General features: G+C 67.9%; 18 protein-coding genes. 6 read left to right on the top strand and 12 right to left on the bottom strand.

All coding sequences use genetic code 11. The features are described from left to right. Positions 1–29: 29 nt before the first annotated feature. Both DMB37_RS03215 and bla read right to left on the bottom strand, forming a co-directional pair. Entirely contained in the window at positions 30–527 is a 498-nt protein-coding gene (locus DMB37_RS03215; protein ID WP_135231380.1) for a DUF2599 domain-containing protein, read from the bottom strand. Positions 528–550: 23 nt separating this feature from the next. Then, positions 551–1,480, bottom strand: coding sequence for a class A beta-lactamase (bla, locus tag DMB37_RS03210; protein WP_135231379.1), 930 nt, complete (start codon positions 1,478–1,480; stop codon positions 551–553). A gap of 124 nt (positions 1,481–1,604) precedes the next feature. On the opposite strand from bla, the gene DMB37_RS03205 reads away from it, so the two are divergent. The 4 genes from DMB37_RS03205 to DMB37_RS03190 all read left to right on the top strand — a co-directional run bounded on the left by DMB37_RS03205 (position 1,605) and on the right by DMB37_RS03190 (position 5,398). After that, on the top strand, positions 1,605–2,495 hold the full coding sequence (locus DMB37_RS03205; protein WP_135237313.1) for a LysR family transcriptional regulator: 891 nt from the start codon (positions 1,605–1,607) through the stop codon (positions 2,493–2,495). Between the two features lie 21 nt (positions 2,496–2,516). Continuing rightward, positions 2,517–3,419, top strand: a complete 903-nt coding sequence (locus DMB37_RS03200) for a serine hydrolase (RefSeq protein WP_135231378.1) — start codon at positions 2,517–2,519, stop codon at positions 3,417–3,419. A gap of 70 nt (positions 3,420–3,489) precedes the next feature. Then, positions 3,490–4,119 (top strand): LysE family translocator, encoded by a 630-nt coding sequence (locus tag DMB37_RS03195; RefSeq protein WP_135231377.1) that lies wholly within the window; start codon positions 3,490–3,492, stop codon positions 4,117–4,119. Between the two features lie 49 nt (positions 4,120–4,168). Continuing rightward, a complete protein-coding gene (locus tag DMB37_RS03190) occupies positions 4,169–5,398 on the top strand; it encodes a metallophosphoesterase (protein WP_135231376.1) in 1,230 nt (409 codons plus the stop codon). Between the two features lie 8 nt (positions 5,399–5,406). Here the strand turns inward: DMB37_RS03190 and DMB37_RS03185 are convergent, their stop codons facing one another. The 6 genes from DMB37_RS03185 to DMB37_RS03160 form a co-directional block, all read right to left on the bottom strand. Next, positions 5,407–6,972, bottom strand: coding sequence for an NAD(P)/FAD-dependent oxidoreductase (locus DMB37_RS03185; protein ID WP_135231375.1), 1,566 nt, complete (start codon positions 6,970–6,972; stop codon positions 5,407–5,409). A 44-nt stretch (positions 6,973–7,016) separates the two neighbouring features. Further along, positions 7,017–8,066: a methyltransferase gene (locus DMB37_RS03180; protein WP_135231374.1), complete on the bottom strand. Its 1,050-nt coding sequence runs from the start codon at positions 8,064–8,066 to the stop codon at positions 7,017–7,019. Next, positions 8,063–9,193 (bottom strand): aminotransferase class V-fold PLP-dependent enzyme, encoded by a 1,131-nt coding sequence (locus tag DMB37_RS03175; RefSeq protein WP_135231373.1) that lies wholly within the window; start codon positions 9,191–9,193, stop codon positions 8,063–8,065. The genes DMB37_RS03180 and DMB37_RS03175 overlap by 4 nt, the downstream gene beginning before the upstream one ends. Beyond that, positions 9,190–10,017, bottom strand: a complete 828-nt coding sequence (locus DMB37_RS03170; protein ID WP_240772222.1) for a tryptophan 2,3-dioxygenase family protein — start codon at positions 10,015–10,017, stop codon at positions 9,190–9,192. The genes DMB37_RS03175 and DMB37_RS03170 overlap by 4 nt, the downstream gene beginning before the upstream one ends. 125 nt (positions 10,018–10,142) lie before the next feature. Continuing rightward, positions 10,143–10,571 (bottom strand): thioesterase family protein, encoded by a 429-nt coding sequence (locus DMB37_RS03165; protein WP_135231372.1) that lies wholly within the window; start codon positions 10,569–10,571, stop codon positions 10,143–10,145. A gap of 49 nt (positions 10,572–10,620) precedes the next feature. Further along, positions 10,621–12,462: a long-chain fatty acid--CoA ligase gene (locus DMB37_RS03160; RefSeq protein WP_135231371.1), complete on the bottom strand. Its 1,842-nt coding sequence runs from the start codon at positions 12,460–12,462 to the stop codon at positions 10,621–10,623. A 103-nt stretch (positions 12,463–12,565) separates the two neighbouring features. Here DMB37_RS03160 and DMB37_RS03155 point away from each other — a divergent pair, with 103 nt between their 5' ends. Both DMB37_RS03155 and DMB37_RS03150 read left to right on the top strand, forming a co-directional pair. Continuing rightward, a complete protein-coding gene (locus DMB37_RS03155; protein WP_206055167.1) occupies positions 12,566–13,426 on the top strand; it encodes a helix-turn-helix transcriptional regulator in 861 nt (286 codons plus the stop codon). Positions 13,427–13,735: 309 nt separating this feature from the next. Next, the gene (locus DMB37_RS03150; protein WP_135231370.1) at positions 13,736–15,049 is read left to right on the top strand and encodes an APC family permease; all 1,314 of its coding nucleotides are present in this window, start codon (positions 13,736–13,738) and stop codon (positions 15,047–15,049) included. A 148-nt stretch (positions 15,050–15,197) separates the two neighbouring features. On the opposite strand, the gene DMB37_RS03145 is transcribed toward DMB37_RS03150, so the two are convergent. From DMB37_RS03145 to DMB37_RS03130, 4 genes are all read right to left on the bottom strand, one after another. Next, positions 15,198–15,407 carry a CDGSH iron-sulfur domain-containing protein gene (locus DMB37_RS03145; RefSeq protein WP_135231369.1) on the bottom strand — a complete coding sequence of 70 codons (210 nt, stop codon included), beginning with the start codon at positions 15,405–15,407 and terminating at the stop codon, positions 15,198–15,200. Further along, a complete protein-coding gene (locus DMB37_RS03140) occupies positions 15,385–16,077 on the bottom strand; it encodes a HemK2/MTQ2 family protein methyltransferase (RefSeq protein ID WP_240772221.1) in 693 nt (230 codons plus the stop codon). Before DMB37_RS03140 ends, DMB37_RS03145 begins: the two co-directional genes overlap by 23 nt. Next, positions 16,070–17,071, bottom strand: coding sequence for an iron-containing redox enzyme family protein (locus DMB37_RS03135; RefSeq protein ID WP_135231368.1), 1,002 nt, complete (start codon positions 17,069–17,071; stop codon positions 16,070–16,072). Before DMB37_RS03135 ends, DMB37_RS03140 begins: the two co-directional genes overlap by 8 nt. 251 nt (positions 17,072–17,322) lie before the next feature. After that, entirely contained in the window at positions 17,323–17,877 is a 555-nt protein-coding gene (locus DMB37_RS03130) for a DUF4142 domain-containing protein (protein ID WP_135231367.1), read from the bottom strand. Between the last annotated feature and the right edge of the window lie 198 nt (positions 17,878–18,075).

The following is an 18,075-nucleotide window of genomic DNA, read 5'->3' as shown; positions in this document are numbered from 1 at the left end:
ACTTAACCCGCATGGATCCCAGCGGGGAGTCAGAGCTCGTGTTCGGGGGCTCCCGGATTGCACAGTGCTGCGACGGTGTCCGGATAGCCGACGGCAGGGCGCCACGGCTCGAGGTTCCAGCTCGGCTTGTCCGGCATGGCGATTCGCGCCCAGTCCCAGTGGCAGAGGAACTGATCGCGCATGCCGGGGGTATCGGTATCGCCGGCCTGGTGTAGTACTTCCTGCCAGGCGCGTTCCTCGGCCGGCGGGAAAGGGTCCTGGCGTCCGGCGACGGTCGGGTAGATCATCAGCCGTGTGCTGTCGGCACCGTGGGTCCAGACGACGTGGTCGATGAGCGGGCGATCGAGAAACGGATCGAAGTTCTCCGCGCTGGATCCCGTCGAAATGGGCGCGGCGGACAGCGTTTTCGAGAGGGGCGGCTGCTCTTCGGCGGATAACGCCGGGGTGGCTCCCGCCGGTCCGGCGGCCGTGGTGAGGGCCACCAGCATGGCTACGGTGCCGGTGGTGCGGATCGCAGATCTTCGCATCGCAGTGAATCTTTCGCGGCGGGTCAGCCGTTGGCGGCCGGGTGCAGGGCCTCGGTGATTGCTTTGGCGGATTGTGCGACAAGGGGGTCGTCGGCGGGGGCGTTTTCCTCGGTGTTGATCGACAGCACGGTGATCACGATCGGCGCGTCGCTGTTGGGCGGCCAGGTCACCGCGGCGTCGTTGGTGAGGCCGTAGTCGCCGCCGCCGGTCTTGTCTCCGGTCTTCCAGTCCTGCGGCAGTCCGGCGCGGATCCGGTTCAGGCCGGTGGTGCTGCGCAGGAGCCATTCGATCAGCTGCTCGCGCTCCGGCGCGGGCAGCGCGTCGCCGGAGACCAGCGCGCGGTAGTCCGCGGCGAGCGCGGCGGGCGTGGTGGAGTTGTGCTCGGGGTTGGTGTCGCCGCTGTTGCTCAGTGGCTCCCAGTCGTCGAGGCTGGTGGCCGTATCGCCCAGCGTGCGAACGAACTTCGTGATGGCGGTGGGTCCGCCGAGCAGTTTCAGCAGCTCGTTGGTCGCGGTGTTGTCGCTCTTCTCGATGGCCGCGGCGGCCAGCTCACGCACCGTCATGCCGGTGCCGACGCGCGTCTCGGTCACCGGCGAGTACTTCACCAGATCGTCGGCGGTGAAATTGATGACGGTGTCGAAATAACCGTCGGCCAGTGGATGCTCGCGGAGCAGTGCGGCCACCGCCAGCGTCTTGAAGGTCGAGCCGATCGGAAACCGCTCGTTCTCCCGGTAACCCAGAAAGACGCCCGTCTTCGTATCGACGGCGAAGGCGCCGACTCGGGCGTGGTGCGCGGATTCGAGATCCCGCACCTGAGCGGTCGCCCGCGCGGCGGTGGCGGCATCGGGCACCCGGGTGGGTGCGGTCGTGGGTTCCGGCACAGAGCACGCGCCGACCAGTGCGGCTGCCGTGATCGCGACGGTCAGAACACCGATTCTGGACTTTGCTGTCATGACTGCTCTCCTCTGCAATGGCTGACAAGCGGGGTGCGACGGAGCATGGCATTCGCTCATTCATGCAGTCCAAGGCTCTAAAGCGTCGATTGATGCCGAACTGGCATACTGGCTCGTCGTGGATATGGTCGAAGCCTGCCGAGCGTTCGTGGTGGTCGGCGAGTACGGCAGTTTCACCGACGGTGCCGCGGTGGCGCGTATCCCGCAGTCGGTGGCCAGCAGGCGCGTCGCGGCCTTGGAGCGGCGTTTCGGCGCTCGACTGTTCAACCGGTCCACCCGCGCGGTCACCTTGACCTCGTTCGGCCGTGAGGTGCTGCCCTCGGCCAAGCGCCTGGTCGAACTCGCCGACACCCTGGACCACAACGCCGAACGCGCCAAACTGCGGCCCTTTCGGATGGCGGTGCCCACGATCTGCAGCCCGCTGCAGCTGGCACGGTTGATCGCCGCCGGGCGGCGCAACGGACTGAATCTGGACCTGCACGCGGCCGATCCCGGGGAGCGCGCGGAGTTGCTGCGCACGATGGAGGTGCGGGCGGCCCTGGTCGCGATCCCGCCTGGGGAGGGCAGTTGGCGGGTGCCGCTCGGCCTGGCCGGTGGCGGCGCGCGGAAAAGCCGGGCGCTGTATGTGGAGTCGTTGCGGCCGAGCCGCGCCGACCGGGACGCCCGCAGGCGCCGCATCTGGGTGCAACCCGAAGACGATGTACCGCACATTCGTGACCCGCTCACCCGGCTCGGCGCCGCGGTGGGCTTGCAGCCCGCGCAGGTGCTGGTGGCGAACTCGTTCGCCGCCGCGGCGGCGGACGCGCTCGCCTCGACCGATCTGCTGCTCTGCTCAGCGAGTCAGGCCGGTGAACTCGGCCTGCATTGGCTGCCGATCGGTGAACTCGCCCAGCTGGCCCGGGGCTACCGGCTCGTCACCGGGCTGAGCGAGGACACGCAGCGAACCCAGTTGCTGCCCGCCGCCGAGATCGGTCACTGCCTCGGCGAACCGGACGCCGATGGTTGCGAGTGTTGACCCAACAGACAGGATGTGGACGTGGGAGTGGCTGAGATTCTGCGGGCGGCGCGCGAGGACTTGGACAGCGCGGGGTTACGCGGTTCCTTCTTGGTGCGCGACCTCGACACCGGCGACGAACTCGGTATCGACCCCGACACGGAGTACCCGTCCGCATCCCTGGTCAAAGTTCCGCTCGCGGTCGCCACGCTCGAACGCGTCGCCCGCGGCGAACTCGATCCGACGACGCCGATCGTGGTGCAGCCGGGCCGCGTGACGGCGCCCGGCCCGGTCGGCATCACCAAATTCCGGCATCCCGCCACCATCGCGCTGGCAGACCTGCTGTACCTCACCCTGTCGATCAGCGACAACGCCGCCGCAGACGCACTGTTCGGGCTCACACCACCGGAGGCCGTGACCGCCGAGCTGGCTCGACTCGGCATCGAGGGCATCTCCGTGCGTCACCTCTTGCGGGAACTCACCCGCACACCCACCGAAATGCTCGACCCCGCGCACGCCCACCTGGCGCACACCCTCGCGATCACCGCCACCACGGCCGGCCACGGACACCCGGTCCCGCAACTCGACATCAGCCGAGCCAACACCGGCTCAGCCCGCGCCTTCGTCGAACTGCTGCAGAAGATCTGGCGCCCCAGCCGCATCCGGCCCGAGGCCGCGGCGCAGGTCCGCCGACTCATGGGGGAGAACATGCTGCGCAACCGGCTGGCCCCCGACTTCGGCTGCGACGCGTCCCGATGGTCTTCCAAGACCGGCACCTTGATCAACCTCCGCCACGAAATCGGCGTTGTCGAACACGCCGACGGCCAAGCCTTCGCCGTCGCCGCCCTCACCGAATCCACCGTCTCCGCCACCGCCCAACCCGCCGCGGAAGCGGTGATGGCCGGCGTCGCCAGGCTGCTCCGCGACGAACTGCGACGGATGTAGCACCCCCGGACCGCAGGCAGTGGCGGTGGGAAGTGGGACGCCCGTGAGAGTTTCGTGCGATGCTCGGACCATGACGTGGTCGGTTCTCGGTGGTTTCGTATTTGCGGTGGCACTTGCGGCGATGGTGCCCGGACCCACTACCGCGCTGGTGATTCGGCGCAGCGCGCTGGGTGGCGCGCGGGCAGCGGTGCCGATCATCGGCGGCATGCAGGTCGGGTTGTATGCGTGGATCGCGGCTTCGGCGTTCGGGCTTTCCGCGCTGGTGGCGGCCAGTGATGTTGCGTACGTGGTGATTCGGGTAATCGGTGCGGCGGTGCTGATCTATCTCGGTGTGCAGGCTTGGCGGGCGGCGCGCAATCCGTCCGGCGAGGCGCTGGTCGACGAGGATGCGGTGGGGGCGAAGCCCTGGCGGGCCGCGGGAATCGGCATGCTGACGAACTTGACCAACCCCAAGGTGGCGGTGTTCGCCTTCGCGTTCTATCCGCAATTCGTTGCGCCGGAGGCGAATATCCTCGCCACCACCCTGCTGCTCGGCCTGCTCCATCTCGTCATCGACGCCACCTGGTTCCTCACGGTCGCCCTCTTCGTCGGCCGCGCACGCGCGTTCTTCGCCGAAACCAGGGTGCGCCAGTGGCTCGAGCGCATCACCGGCACCGTGCTGGTTGCGCTCGGCGTCCGCCTCGCCGTCAGCGAGGTCTAGCGGTCAACTGCGGGTATGTGGGGGTGGGGGCTCCGCATAGAGTGATGCGGTGGCTGTTGTCGTAGGTGTCGTCGTCGTGCTGGTGGTTTTCGGCGGGCTGCACTGGTATCTGTGGCGGCGGCTCGTGCGGGATACGACAGTGCGCGGATCGATCGGGCGCCGGGTGGGCACCGGGATGATCATTGCGGGGCCGGTGTTGCTGATCGGCGCGTTCGTAGCCGAATCGGCCGGGATTCCGTTCCTGCTCATCCAGATCGTCGCCTGGCCCGGGTACATGTGGGGCGCGCTGTTCGTCTATCTCGTGTTGTGGCTGCTGGTGAGTGAACTGGTGCGGCCGCTGGTCCGGCGGTGGATCACCCGCTCGGACAGTTCCGCGACCAAGGCGCCGGAAGATGTGCTGATTCCCGCGACCGGGGGAGCGGACACCACACCCCGCGATGAACCGGCAGCGCCGGTTTCGCGGCGGCTGTTCGTTTCTCGCGCGGTGGGCGGTGCGGCGGCGCTGGCGGCGGTGAGCACCGTCGGTTACGGCACGCACAGTGTGCTGTCCGGTCCGCAGGTGAAACGCCTGACGATCCCGCTCGCGAATCTGCCGCGCGCCGCACACGGCTTCCGGATCGCCGTGGTCAGCGATATCCACCTCGGGCCGATTCTCGGCCGGGGGTTCGCGGAGCGGGTGGTCGAGACGATCAACGGTACCCAGCCGGATCTCATTGCCATCGTTGGTGATCTGGTCGACGGCAGTGTCGAACATCTGCGCTCGGCGGTGGAACCACTGGCCCGGTTACGCGCGCGCCACGGCGCCTATTTCGTCACCGGCAACCACGAATACTTCTCCGGCGCGGAGCAGTGGATGGAGCACGTGCAGGAACTCGGACTGCATCTATTGGCGAACAGTCGCACGGAACTGCCGTATTTCGATCTCGCCGGTGTCAACGACATTCAGGGCAAACGCATCGGGCAGGGCCCGGATTTCACTGCGGCACTAGGTAACCGCGATCTCGGGCGCACCGCGGTGCTGCTCGCGCATCAGCCGGTACAGATCCACGACGCCGTCGAGTTCGGCGTCGATCTGCAACTGTCCGGCCACACCCACGGCGGGCAGGTCTGGCCGGGCAATTTCCTTGCGGAGCTGGCCAATCCGACCGTCGCCGGATTGGAGCGCTACGGCGACACGCAGCTCTACGTCACCCGTGGGGCAGGCGCGTGGGGACCGCCGGTCCGGGTGGGCGCGCCCTCCGACATCACCGTCGTGGAGCTCGCCTCGAAACAGGCCTGACTCCTGCGTCAGGAGTCGAGCAGATACTGAGCGACGATGTAACCGGAGTTGCCCGAAACCCCCGCACCGGGCCAGGTTCCCGCGCCGAGCACGTACAGATTGGGAACGAAGGTGCGGTGCCCCGGCGCCGCCGCGATGGGCCGCAGCGCGAAGCTCTGCGCGAGATCCTGCGCGCCGCCGTAGGGGTCGCCGGGGCCGCTGTTGGGGTTGAACGCGGCCAGGGTGGCGGGAGTGATGATCGCCCGGGTGAGGATCGTTGCGGTCAGTCCCGGGATATGGCGTTCGACCACCTCCAGCACCCGGTCGGCGTAGCGGTTCACCACCTCGTCGTTCCAAGTGCCGTCGGTGGCGATCACCCCCGCGGCATCACCGCGCGGACGGGTCGGCACATCGGTCACCTGGATCCGCAGCACGCTGGTACCCGCGGGCGCGCGCGTCGCGTCATGCGCGGTCGGCGAGTCGATGGTCATCGTCGGCCACGCGGGCAACAGCCCGGCCCGCGCCTGGGCGACGTGCAACGACAGCCCGTCGAGTGAATCGGTGAGGAACGGTTGCCCGATACGCTCGAAACGCTTGTCCGCCCAGGGAATCGGCGCGCAGGTTGCGAGGTGCAGCTGGAAAAGCCCGGTGCCGTACCGGTATCGCCGGGCCTGCGCCAGAATGTGCTCGGGCACTTGTGTTTCCGCCAGCAGCCACTCGTAGAGCTGGTCCGGGTTCACCGAGGCGACGACGCTGTTCCTGGCCCGATACGCGCTACCGTCGGACAATTGGACACCCACCGCGCGCCCGTCGGCCACCCGGATCCGGGTGACGGTAGCGCCGGTCTGGATGACACCGCCGTGCTCGGTGACGACGCCGGCGAGCGCCTCGGCCAGTTTGCCGATGCCGCCCTGCGGAATCGGCATGCCGCCACCGGTGAAGCCGAGCGGGAAGATGGTGGTCCAGAACGCGCCGCCCGCGTCGTCGGGCCCGTGGCTCACGTGCGCCGGCCATGAGCCGAAAAGGCTGCGCATGGCGGGAGATTCGATCTCCGACACGGCCGAGCGCGCACTGTCCAGCGCCAGTTCGGCCACCTCGGACCAGCCTTTACCGTCGCGCACCAACTGAGCGAGCGTGGCACGGGCCGCGTCGGAGGTCAGATCCTGACCCATCAGACCGAACGCCGCACCGGTCGACGGTCCCAGGGCGGAGATGATCTCGGCGACCGCCGAACTGTCGCCTGGATGCAGCCGGTCGGCCTCCTCGGCCAGTGCGACAGGGTCGCGCGGGAACACCGCGGTGGTGCCGTCTTCCAGTGAAACCCCGGTCGGAAACTCGGGTTGCACAATCTCCAGACCTTGCTTCTGGAGATCCGGGCCGAGGTCGCGCCACGCCGGACCACTCGTGAACAGGGGCACCGCGGAGGAGAATGGATCGTAGATCACCCCCGGCGCCAATTCCGCGCTGCGAACGAATCCGCCGACCCGATCGTTGCGATCGATGACGAGGACCTCGTGTCCGGCTCGGCTCAGATAGGCCGCCGCGACCAGCGCGTTGTGGCCGCCGCCGACGAAGATGTGGTCGAAATTCTGCATGCCGTCAGTCGACCAGCCCGTCGTGGCGGCGTCGATAGCTCTTGTCACTGAACGGACCGGGACTTTCCGGTATCGGCGGGCGGCTTGGTGGCGGCCACGATCTCGAACGGCCCGGGCAGCACCTCGACGTCGTGGAAACCGATCTCGCCGAGCATGCCGCGGTAGTCGGCCACCTCGCGCAGCATGCTGGTGCAACTGTCGACACCGATCAGGAAATAGGACCAGAAGAATTGGCGGGCGAGCCGTTCGGCGTCGCGGAATTCCTCACAGATGAGCACCCGCCCGCCCGGCGGGAGCGCCTGATACGCCTTGGCCAACAGTGCACGCGCCTGCGGTCGCTGCCAGTCGTGCAGTACTCGGACGAAGGACAGGATGTCGTATCCGGTGGGTAGCGGTTCGGCGAGAAAGTCGCCACCGACGAACCCGAGACGGTCGCCGCAGCCCGACTCCGTGCGCGTTCGGTCCACCAGGGTGCGCACCGCAGGCAGGTTGTAGACGTCTGCCCGCAGTGTCGGGTTGTCCCGCAGCAGGCGCGCGGCCAGCGTGCCGTCACCGCCGCCGACATCCAGCAAACGCGTTCCGCCACTCCACAACTCGGCGTGCATCCGAAATGTTTCGGCGATCGGGCCGATCCCGGCGGCCATACTGTGTTCGAAACCGGCGACCTGTTCGGCGCTGTCGAGCGGCCAGGTGAAAGCCGTCGGCGGCATGCTGAGCTCGCCGCGGAGCACGTCGGGGAGTTTGCCGTGCAGCGTGCGCCACGGGTAACTGTCTCGGTCCCGTTCGAGCGAGTCCGGGCCGAGCACACCGGATACCGCATCGCGCACACCTTTGATCGCGTGATACTCGGTGTCGCGCAGCACATCCGACGAAATTCGCGTGACGAGGCCGAGGCATTCGAGACAGTCGAGCAGTTTGTACAGGCGCACCGGCACCACCCCGAATCGGTCACCCAGTTCGCCCAAGCGAGCAGGCCCGGCGTCCAGCGCATCGAGGATGCCGATTTCCCATGCGGTCCGCACGACGTCAATGGCCTTGTCGCCGTTGAACAGCAGACTCATCAACGCACGAGGCGAGAACGCGATCTCGCTCATCCGCGCAAGGCCTTTCGTTCCGCAACGAGCGCATCCATGAATGCGTCCACCTCGTCGACGGTGTTGTAGATGTGCGGCGCCACCCGCAGCCCCTCGCGCCAGCTGCACACCATGGCGCGCTCGGCCAGCCGTTTCTTCACCGCCTCGTCGCCGGGAAAGTGCAGGCAGACAACCCCACCGCGCTGATCGGTCGGGTATGGCGTGCGCACCGGGATCCCCGCGTCCACCGCACGGGCCATGATGCGATCGGTACACCGCAGCGAATGCGCGCGGATCGCCGGCACACCCACCTCCGCCAGCAGATCGAGGCCGACCCGAGACATCATGGCGGTCAACGGAATCGGTGTGCCTCCGGCGAGCCGCCGCGCATCCGGAGCCCAGTCTTCGGCAGGCCGGAAAGTCAGCGGATCGCGACCGGCGAACCAACCGGTGGCCGCCGGACGCAGCGTCGGCAGCAAATCCGCCCGCGCGTAGAGAAATGCCGTGTGCGCCCCGCACAGCCATTTGCCCGCACCGCCGAGGACGAAATCGATATCGATCGCCCGCAGGTTCAGCGGAACCACTCCCGCCGTCTGAAAGGCGTCCGCGATGACGAGCGCGCCCATCCGATGTGCCTGCGCGACAATGCGTTCGAGATCGAGAACAGCCCCGGTGGTGTAGCTGCCGTGCGCCACACAGACCAGTAAAGTCCGCTCGTCGATCGCCGACACGACCGCATCGGTGTCGAACTCCACCACCACCCGCTCGGCGCCGTACCTGGCGAAGCCTTGCCACAGGAACGGCACGGTGGGGAATTCGCGGTCGGTGCTGACCACTCTGGTGCGTTCGCCGCGGAAGTCGAAACAGGTGGCGAGCCTGCCGAGCAGCGTGGTCAGGTTGGTGTCGGTGACCACCGTTCCTGCTGGGGCACCGAGGAATTCGGCCAATGCGCGCAGATAGTCATCCAGTTCGTCCAGCCAGCCGCCCCATGCGTCGTCGCGCCACGTGCGCATCGTCTCCCAGTAGCGACCGAGCACCTGCTCCACGCCGCGCGGCAGCGCACCGGTCGAGTTGCTGTTCAGGTAGATGCAGCTCTCGAGCACCGGGAATTCGGCACGCAGCGAGGCGATCCGCGACTCCTCGTTCATCGGGCCGTCGACCTGCGCGCCGCGCCCGGCGCGTAACCGCCCTCGCGCCGCCAGTTTTCGGTCAGCTCACCCCTGACCTGCCACAGCGCGCGAAACAGTGGTTTGGTCATCCGGCCCGTCAGCACCCTGGTCGGCACGCCGTCCAGGGCATTGACCCCTTGTCCGACGCCGATCGTCCGGCGCACCAGCATGAAGTGGGCGACGAGCCACAGCTGGAAACGCTCATCGAAGTCGACCAGCAACTCGCAGAGGCGTTTGAGATCGGGCTGCGCCCCGGCGGCGTACACCTCCGCGAGCTCGACGCTGCGGCGGCCGAGCAGCCGATCCAACACTGCCGCAACATGTTCGGCTGCGGTGAGCACCGCGTTGTAGCCCGGCGACTCCTGGCCGCTGCCCTTGCCGAGGCTGCGCCGGATGACCTGATAGGTATCGGGCGTCATGGTCTCGAGCACCCGTATCTCCCGCGCAAGGCATTCGGCGATCCGATTCGCCCGGTCCAGCCGCGCGGCCGCCGCCCACAGCGCGTCCCGGTCCACCTCCTCGACGACCCCGGCGAGCTCGTGCGCCAGCAGCTTGAGCCAGACCTCCTGGGCCTGGTGCACGATCTGGAACATGAGCTCGTCGGAGTCGGTGAGCTCGTCGACCGCCGTCTGCAACGACAGCAACTCGGGCGTGCGGAGATAGACCTCGTAGTCGGTGGTGCCGTCGCCGACCCAGGCCTTCAAGACCGTATTGAAGATCGGCTTCGACAGCGTTTCACGCAGTTGGTCCGCCGCGGTGTTTCCCTGCATCGTGGACAAGGCGTTGCCTCCCTGGCGACTCATCGCCGTTGGTTGTTCGCAACGGTTGTCACCCCAACGCCGGTATCCAGCGACCGCCAACCGAAATAGTCGGGGCCACCGTGGCATACCGGCGTCGGCGGAGGCATCGTTTCGGTCCGGCCAGCGGATCAGCGCAGACCGAGCAGTTCGGGCCTGCTGGCCCGAGTGCGCAAGCTCGCGGCCGGGTCGTCGACCAGGCGCCGCGTGCGCAGGTCGAGCAGCGCACTGACACTGCTGATCTCGGCGACGAGCGTCCCGTCCGGCTTGCGCAGGACATGCTCGACACGGTGCGTCTTGCCCGTACCCCAGACGAACGCACACGACACGTCGACCTCGTCGTCACCGCGCAGTTCGTGGTGATACCGCAGGGTGGTTTCGAGATTGATCGGGCCGAGCCCGTCGGCAAGCAGCTTGTCGGGGGACAGCCCCGCCGCCTGCGCGCAGGCGAAGCGAGATTGATCCGCGTACTGCATGTAAACGGTGTGCGCGACATGATGCTGGGTGTCGAGCTCGTAACTGCGGACAGCGAATCGGATGGTGAACGGCTCGGTGGTCATGGTTGCCTCCTCGGCATTGCGATGGATAGGGACTGGTGACCGCAGGTGGTCAAGCGGCGTACATGGCGGCGATGAGGTCGGCGTGCTCGGCGTGCACGACCGGACGTTTGACCTTGCCGGTCGATGTCAGCTCCCCGCTCCGGTCGGTCCACGGCGTCGGCAGCACTCGCCACGCCTTGACCTGCTGGAATGTGGCGAGGCGGGCGTTGGCCGCCGCGACCGCCGACTGCACTTCCGCCAGCACCACCGGATGCTCGGCCAGTTCGGCCGGGTTGCCGGCGAGACCGCGCGCCGCCGCCCACGCCTGGACCACTTCGCTCGCCAGGGTGAGCACGGCGACCAGATGCGGTCGCCGATCGCCGAAGACCACAGCCTGCCCGATGAGCGGGTGTTCCTTGAGCAGGTTCTCCACCGCGGCGGGCGCGATGTTCTTGCCGTTGGTGGTGATGATGATTTCTTTCTTCCGGCCGACCAGCGACAGGAAGCCATCGGAATCCAGCACGCCGAGGTCGCCCGTGTGCAGCCAGCCGTCGCTGTCCACCAGTTCGGCTGTCTCGGTGGGTAAGCCGAAGTAGCCCGGGGTGCGCGCCGCGCCGCGGACCTGGATCTCGCCGTCGGGAGCGAGGCGGAGTTCGATACCCGGCAATGCGCGACCGACCGTCCCCAGTTTGAAGGCGACGGGGTTGTTGCCGGTGACCGCGCCGGTCATCTCCGTCATTCCGTAGACGTCGAGAATGAGCAGCCCGAGTCCCGCGAAGAAACGCGAAACCTCCACCGGCAGTGGGGCACCGGCGCTCATCGTGTACAGCACCCGGTCGAGCCCGAGCTGTTCGCGCAGCCCCGCGAGCACCGCCGCGTCGGCCGCCGCGAACTTCTCGGCCGTCGCCGTGGTCGGCGACCGTCCGTACTGGCGACTCGCCACGTAGGCGCGCCCGGCCCGCATCGCCTCGGCGATGGTCGCGGTCTCGCCCTCCCGCGCGAATCGCGCCTGGACGACGGCCATCATGTGTTCCCAATCCCGGGGTACGCCACGGAAGATGTGCGGGCGGGCCGCACGCAATACGGCGGGCAACTGGGCGAGGTCGGCGCAGAAATGGGTGTGCGAACCGCGCACCACCGGCATGTACAGGTTGAACATCCGGGTGGACACGGCCGTGAACGGGATATGGGACACCTCGGTGCTGCGCGCCGCGGACGCGGCCGCCGACGAGACGGCCTCCTGGTAGAGCGCCATTCGATGGGTGATGATCACGCCCTTCGGATTACCGGTGGTCCCCGAGGTGTAGAGCAGGGTGAGCGTACTTTCGGGAGTCAGTGCCTGCCAACGCTTGTCGATCGGTGCGGCCGCCAGCCGCTGCTGCCCGATGCGCAAAAGCTCAGTCCAGCTGAGGAATTGATCACCTGGTGGACAGGCCGCCGCGTCGACCACGATCACCGTGCGCAGTTCCGGCAGGTCGGCCAGTACCGGCAGCCAGCGGTCGAGCTGTTCCCGGCCATCGAGTACGGCAAACGTCGCGCCGCAATCCCTTGCGACATAGGCGATCTGGTCGGCCACGAGGCCATCGTGAACGGTGCTCGGTACCGCACCGGCGTGCACCGCGCCGAGGTCGGCGAGGACGTGCTCGGTGCGGTTACCCATCGCCAGGACCACCACGTCATCGGGGGCCATCCCCAACTCGGCAAACCCTGCGGCAACCTCGAGCACTCGCTGCCGCGTCTCGCCCCACGTCATGGTCGACCCGTGCTGGGTGAACGCGGGCAACTCGCCATGGTGGCGTGCCGTGTCCGCGAGGGCATCGCAGATCGTCCGGCCCGCGATCGCTCGTTCGAACTCCGCCCGTTCCGTCGCCGCCTGCGCGCCGCCGACCACCGGGCTACTCAACAACTTCATGAGTGAGAACCCTGCGCAGCCCACGACGGGGATACCAAGAGTCTCGCGACACTGGTGTTGGCAACACCTGGCAACCGATTGCTCGATGATGGATCATGGGCCGGTGCCTGTGACCGCCCCTTCCGCCCGCCGTACCGAGCTCGCGGCCTTCCTGCGTAGTCGCAGGGACCGCGTCACGCCCGCCGATGTCGGCATGCCGCCCGGATTGCGGCGCCGGACACCGGGTTTGCGACGGGAAGAGGTCGCCCTGCTCTCCGGAATCGGCGTCACCTGGTACACCTGGCTGGAACAGGGCAGGCCGATCAACGTCAGCGGCCGGGTGCTCGACGCGATCGCCGACACCCTCCAGCTCAGCGACCCCGAACGCGACCACCTGTACCACCTGGCCGACGTGCCGATCGCCGCGGTCGCCACCAGCGCCGCCCGGATCACGCCCACCGTGCAGGCGATTCTCGACAGCATGTCCGGTTTTCCGGCCGCGGCGCTCAACAGCCGCTGGGATCTGCTCGGCTGGAACACCCCGTGTGCGGCGTTGTGGCCGCGGCTGACCGCGCCGGACAGCTCCCGCAACGTGCTGTGGGAGCTGTTCACCACCCCGGAGTGCTGCCGCCGCTTCGTGAACCGGGATACCGGCTTGCCGCACATGGTGGCCTCGTTCCGGGCCGCGTTCGGACAACACCTCGAAGACCCGTCGTGGACCGAACTGATCCGTCGGCTCGCGGCGGCCAGCCCCGAGTTCGCACGCCTGTGGGCCACTCACGATGTCGCGACACCACCCAGCGCGGTCATGACCTACCGGCACGCCGCAATCGGCGACCTCTCGTTCTCACTGACCCGCCTCGACCTCACGGCAACCCCCGAGACCCTCATCACCGTGTGGACCCCGGCCGACGAGGAGAGCAAGCACCGAATGGACTGGCTACTCGCACACCCCGGCGCCCCCTCGGTCGACCACACGCACTGAGACCCCAACACCGCACCCTCTCGGGTTCCGCACTGGCTATGGGTCCCGAAGCCGGTGCGGGTCCCGGGAGAGTGCGGGATCCGAGAGAGTGCGGGATCCGACGGGAACCTCGGTGGTATCCGAGTGGCGTGCGCACCGCGGGCGCCCGTAGCGGTTAGGGTGGACGTGCCCATGCGGACGTGGCGGCGTCCCTGGGTGAACGGGGAAGTGGCCCGCCCGGCCGGAACGCGAGTTCCAGCCGGGCGGGCCACACACCGGATCCGCGCACGGCCCGCGCGTCAACCGAGATCATCTGGGTATTGGACGAAGATGGCCCTCGCACTGAAACGGGCGGTGAGCACACCGCTGCTGTATTTCTTCATTCTCGGCGACATTCTCGGGGCCGGCGTCTACGTGCTGGTCGGTGCGGTGGCCGGCGAATCGGGCGGTGCGATCTGGCTGCCGTTGCTCACCGCGCTCCTGCTCGCCACCCTCACCGCCGGTTCCTACGCCGAGCTGGTCACCAAGTTTCCGCGCGCGGGCGGTTCGGCGCACTACGTGACCACCGCTTTCGGGCCCGCCGCCGGATCGTTCGTCGGATTCTGCATGCTCGCCGCCGGGCTGGTCTCGGTGGGCGCGCTGGCCAGGGCGTTCGCGGGGGACTATCTGCAAGCGCTGATCTCGCTGCCGTCGATGGCGGTCGTGGTGGTGTTCCTGGCCGCGCTGGCCGCACTCAATATTCGCGGGATCAAGGAGTCGTTGCGCGCCAACGTGGCGGCGACGCTGGTCGAGCTCGGCGGTCTGGTACTGGTCATCGGCCTCGGTGCCTGGATCATCGCGCGTGGCGACGCCGACCTGGATCGGCTCACCCAGGTCGGCACCGCTGACCACGGTGCGGTCGGTGCGGTACTGGCCGGCACGGTGCTGGCGTTCTACTCGTTCGTCGGATTCGAGACGTCGGTGAATCTGGCCGAGGAGGTGAAGAACCCGCGAAAGTCTTATCCCGCAGCACTATTCGCGGCGCTGCTCACCGCGGGCGTGGTGTACGTATTGATCGGCATCGTGGCCGGCGCGAGTGTGCCGACGGAGCAACTGACGCAGTCCAGCGGACCGCTGCTGGAGGTCGTCCGCGCGGCGGGTGACATACCGGACTGGGTGTTCAGCCTGATCGCGCTGGTCGCGGTCGCCAACGGTGCGCTGCTCACCGGCATCATGTCGTCCCGGTTGGCCTACGGCATGGCGCGTGACGGGTTGCTGCCGCCGGTGCTGAGCCGGATCTTGGCAGGCCGCCGCACCCCATGGGTCGCGATTCTGGCGACGACCGCCGTGTCGCTGGTCCTCGCATTGACCGGTGAAGTCGATTCGCTGGCAGCGACATTGGTGCTGCTGCTCCTGATCGTCTTCTCCTCGGTCAACGCGGCGGTGCTGGTGCTACGGAACACTGAGGGCGAGGCGGATCATTTCCGGATCCCGACCGTCATACCGTGGCTGGCACTGGCCTCGTGCCTGTTCCTGTTCACCCGGATCGAGGGCGAGGTCTGGGTACGCGGTCTGATCCTGGTCGGCGTCGGCGTACTGCTCGCCGCTGTCAACGCGGCCCGTGCCCGCCGGGGCGATCTGGTGCTACAAGGTCAGGACAGCTAGGCCCTGTGTCGAAGTCCCATCCGGCGCCTCCGGGTGCCGGATTTCGATACAGGGGCCTAGGCCACGGCGCCGAATTCGGTGGGGGCAGTTGGCAAAACCGCGTTCTACCCTGCCGTCGGAGGGCGGGCAGAGACTCCGAGCGAATGGCTCAACTCGCGCGACGAGTGCGCTTGCGATGACTGGTATCGCACAGCGGATAGTTCTTCGACCGCTTGCACAGACACAGCGCCACCTGGAAGCGATCGCAGTCGATTCGAGTGCCGTCGGCGGTGACGATCTCCACCGGCCCTTCGATCAACGCCGGACCGTCCTCGGTGAAAGTTATTCGCCGCCGGTCACTTTCGGGTCCTGTCGGCACGGATCACCACCAATTCCTCGTCCTGCTGCCCCGGTTGGATCAATCCTTCGTCGACGAGGTGATCGCTGCATTGCCGCATCACGGGTCCGAACGGGATCGTCGTGCGCGCGACCGCCGCGGCTTTCAACCCGCCGCGCCGCAGTTGCGTGATGGTCAGATCCGGGTCGGCGACCATGGAGTGCACGATCAACGCAGTACCGTTGGGGGCCAGCAGATTCGGGGTCGCCGCGCAGAGCCGGTCCAGGAACGACCGGCCGTCCTGCCCGGCAAACCAGGCCCGCGCCCGGCCACGCGGCGGCGGTCCCTGCCGGGCAGGAACATACGGGGGATTGGCGAGCAGCACATCGAATTGGCGGTCCCGCAGCATCGCTTCGAAATCCCCGCGCAACACCTCGACGTCGATGCCGCGCAGCCGGCAGTTGAGCCAGGTGGACATGCTCGCCCTACGGGAGATGTCGACCGCGGTCACCGTGGCGGCACCCGCCAAGCCGGCGTGCACGGCCAGCGCGCCGGTTCCGCTACAGATATCGACCACGCGCCCGCCACGGGGGAGTGCGGCATCGGCCAGCGCGGCGGCCAGCAACCATGTGTCTGTCTGCGGTCGGTAAACACCAGGGGTGCGTATCAACATCACCTTCGGGCAATGCCCGTCCGCGTCGAGATCAATCATGATCACCTAGGGGTTCGCGCAGCGAAGTACGGTCCGCGCGCCAGCACCCGAGCACATGGTCGGCGAACCGGTCTTCGAGCATGTTGGTCACCTGGATCCCCAGCACCACGGACTCGCGCAACTCGGGCTCGCGATCCAGCAGATCGGTGATCGCTTCGCGCAGCACCTGCTCGTGTACCGCGTCGGCCTCGACGTGTTCGTTGTAGAACAGCGCACAGGCCGGATCGGAATCCCACCGCCCCAGCGCCTCCGCCATCCGGCGCGAGCCGGGCGGGGAGGTGATCTCCACGGTCGCGAAATGCCCCACGAGCGCGCCGCGCAGGGCCCGATGCAGGCCGAACAGCGACATCATGTCGACCAGCGCGAGCATCGGCGCGGGCACGATGTCGAGGTAATGCAGGTAGTCCGGATTCAATCCGGCACCGGCCAGCAGGTCGGCGTAGAGCTTGGCGTGCACGCGTTCGCCGCGCCCGCCGCCGAACTCGTCGAACTCGACCGCGACCAGCGACGCTTTGGCCTGTCCACGCAGCCGGGGAATCACCCACGCGTACGGATCGGCTTCCTTGTGGTGGTAGATCGAGCGGTGCACGAAGTACTCGCGCAACTGCCACGGCGCACCCTCGTCCCGCAGAAACGCGCTGACCCCCGTCTCCTCGACCGGAGTCACCAGCAGCTGCTCGAGTTCGGCGTCCAGATCGGTCCCGCCGGGCACGTCCGCCCGCAACGCGCGCAGATAGTGCTGCTCCATGGTCGCGCGCAGGGCGAGCAGCCCCGGATCCCACTCCCAGCCGTCGTCGACCGCCTGGTAACCGTAGTAATGCAGTTCGTAGCAGGTATGCAGGGCGAGCTGGAAGTCCTCGCCGTACGGGTCGACCTCGGGCAACGTCGGGACAGCACTGCCGGGAGCGCCCGAGAGCACATCGATGATCCCGGCGGACAGCTCACCGCGTGGCGCGGGCAAGGCGCCGACCTCGGTGTGGTGAGAGGTAGTCATGATCCCCAGATACCCCTGATCCAGCATTCGACGCGCAACTTCGCGCGTCGGCGACATCGGCCTCGTCACATATCTGCCGTGACGCCCGGCGAACCGCCGGTCAGGAGTGGTTTGTGGCTCCGGCGCTGGGCATACCGCTAGTGCTTGCAGGCTCGGGGTGGTCGCCCAGCGGTTCAGCGACGTTTCAGTGATCCGTGCGGCCCTTCGCGGCGGCGGCGGAAGCTTCGTCGATCCCGCCGCGGTGGCCGGGATCAGCAGGTGGTCATCGCGTCGCGGACCATCGTGAGGTGATGTTGAACGGTCGGCGCGGCGTCGCGAGCCAGCCTGGTGACTCGCTCGTCGGTGCCCAGCTCCAGCTGACGAGCTCCGGCCTGCAACGCCTGGACATGGAAGCGCTCCTGCATGCGCAGCCAGGACAGGTCGAAGTCGCGTCCGATCCGCATCCCGGTATCCCACATCTGCTGGGATTGTTCGGCGTTCGGCGTCAAGGGCAGTGCCACGCCGTTGGGTAGCGCGACCGCGGCGCCCATGGCGTCGAGCCGGGTGTGGTCGACGACCAGCATGGCGCCGATCGCGCGCACCGCCGGACACTCGCCCGCCAGCGCGGCGCGGCTGCCGGAGATCATCTCCGACATGTGCGACTGATGCGAAGCCACCAGGTAGGTGCTGTCCTGGTCGGACAGCGCCACCGGGTCGGCGGGTTGCGCGGAGCCGACCCCGACGGTGCCGAATCCTACTGTCGCCGCGCCGAATCCGAGGACTGCGGCCACGGCGGTGGTTCGGAGCGCGCGGTGTAGAGATCTCATTGTTCTTCTCCTTGATCGACGAGCTTCTTGCGGCTCGGGTGCCCGCTCAGGACTCAGGTATGCGACGTCACCACTGCGCGTCGACCAGCCCCGGAGCCGGGCGAATCCCCAGCACCAGGGCCCGGATTTCGCACCCGACGCGGACACGCCGCGTGAATAGCCCGATGTGGTTTGCGGTCTCGGCCGCCGGGTAGGCGT

It is taken from the genome of Nocardia sp. CS682, from assembly GCF_004634405.1.
In the GTDB taxonomy this organism is placed as follows: domain Bacteria; phylum Actinomycetota; class Actinomycetes; order Mycobacteriales; family Mycobacteriaceae; genus Nocardia; species Nocardia ninae.
The sequence above is the reverse complement of the archived record's forward strand: the minus strand, read 5'-3'. Positions and strand labels throughout refer to the sequence as shown.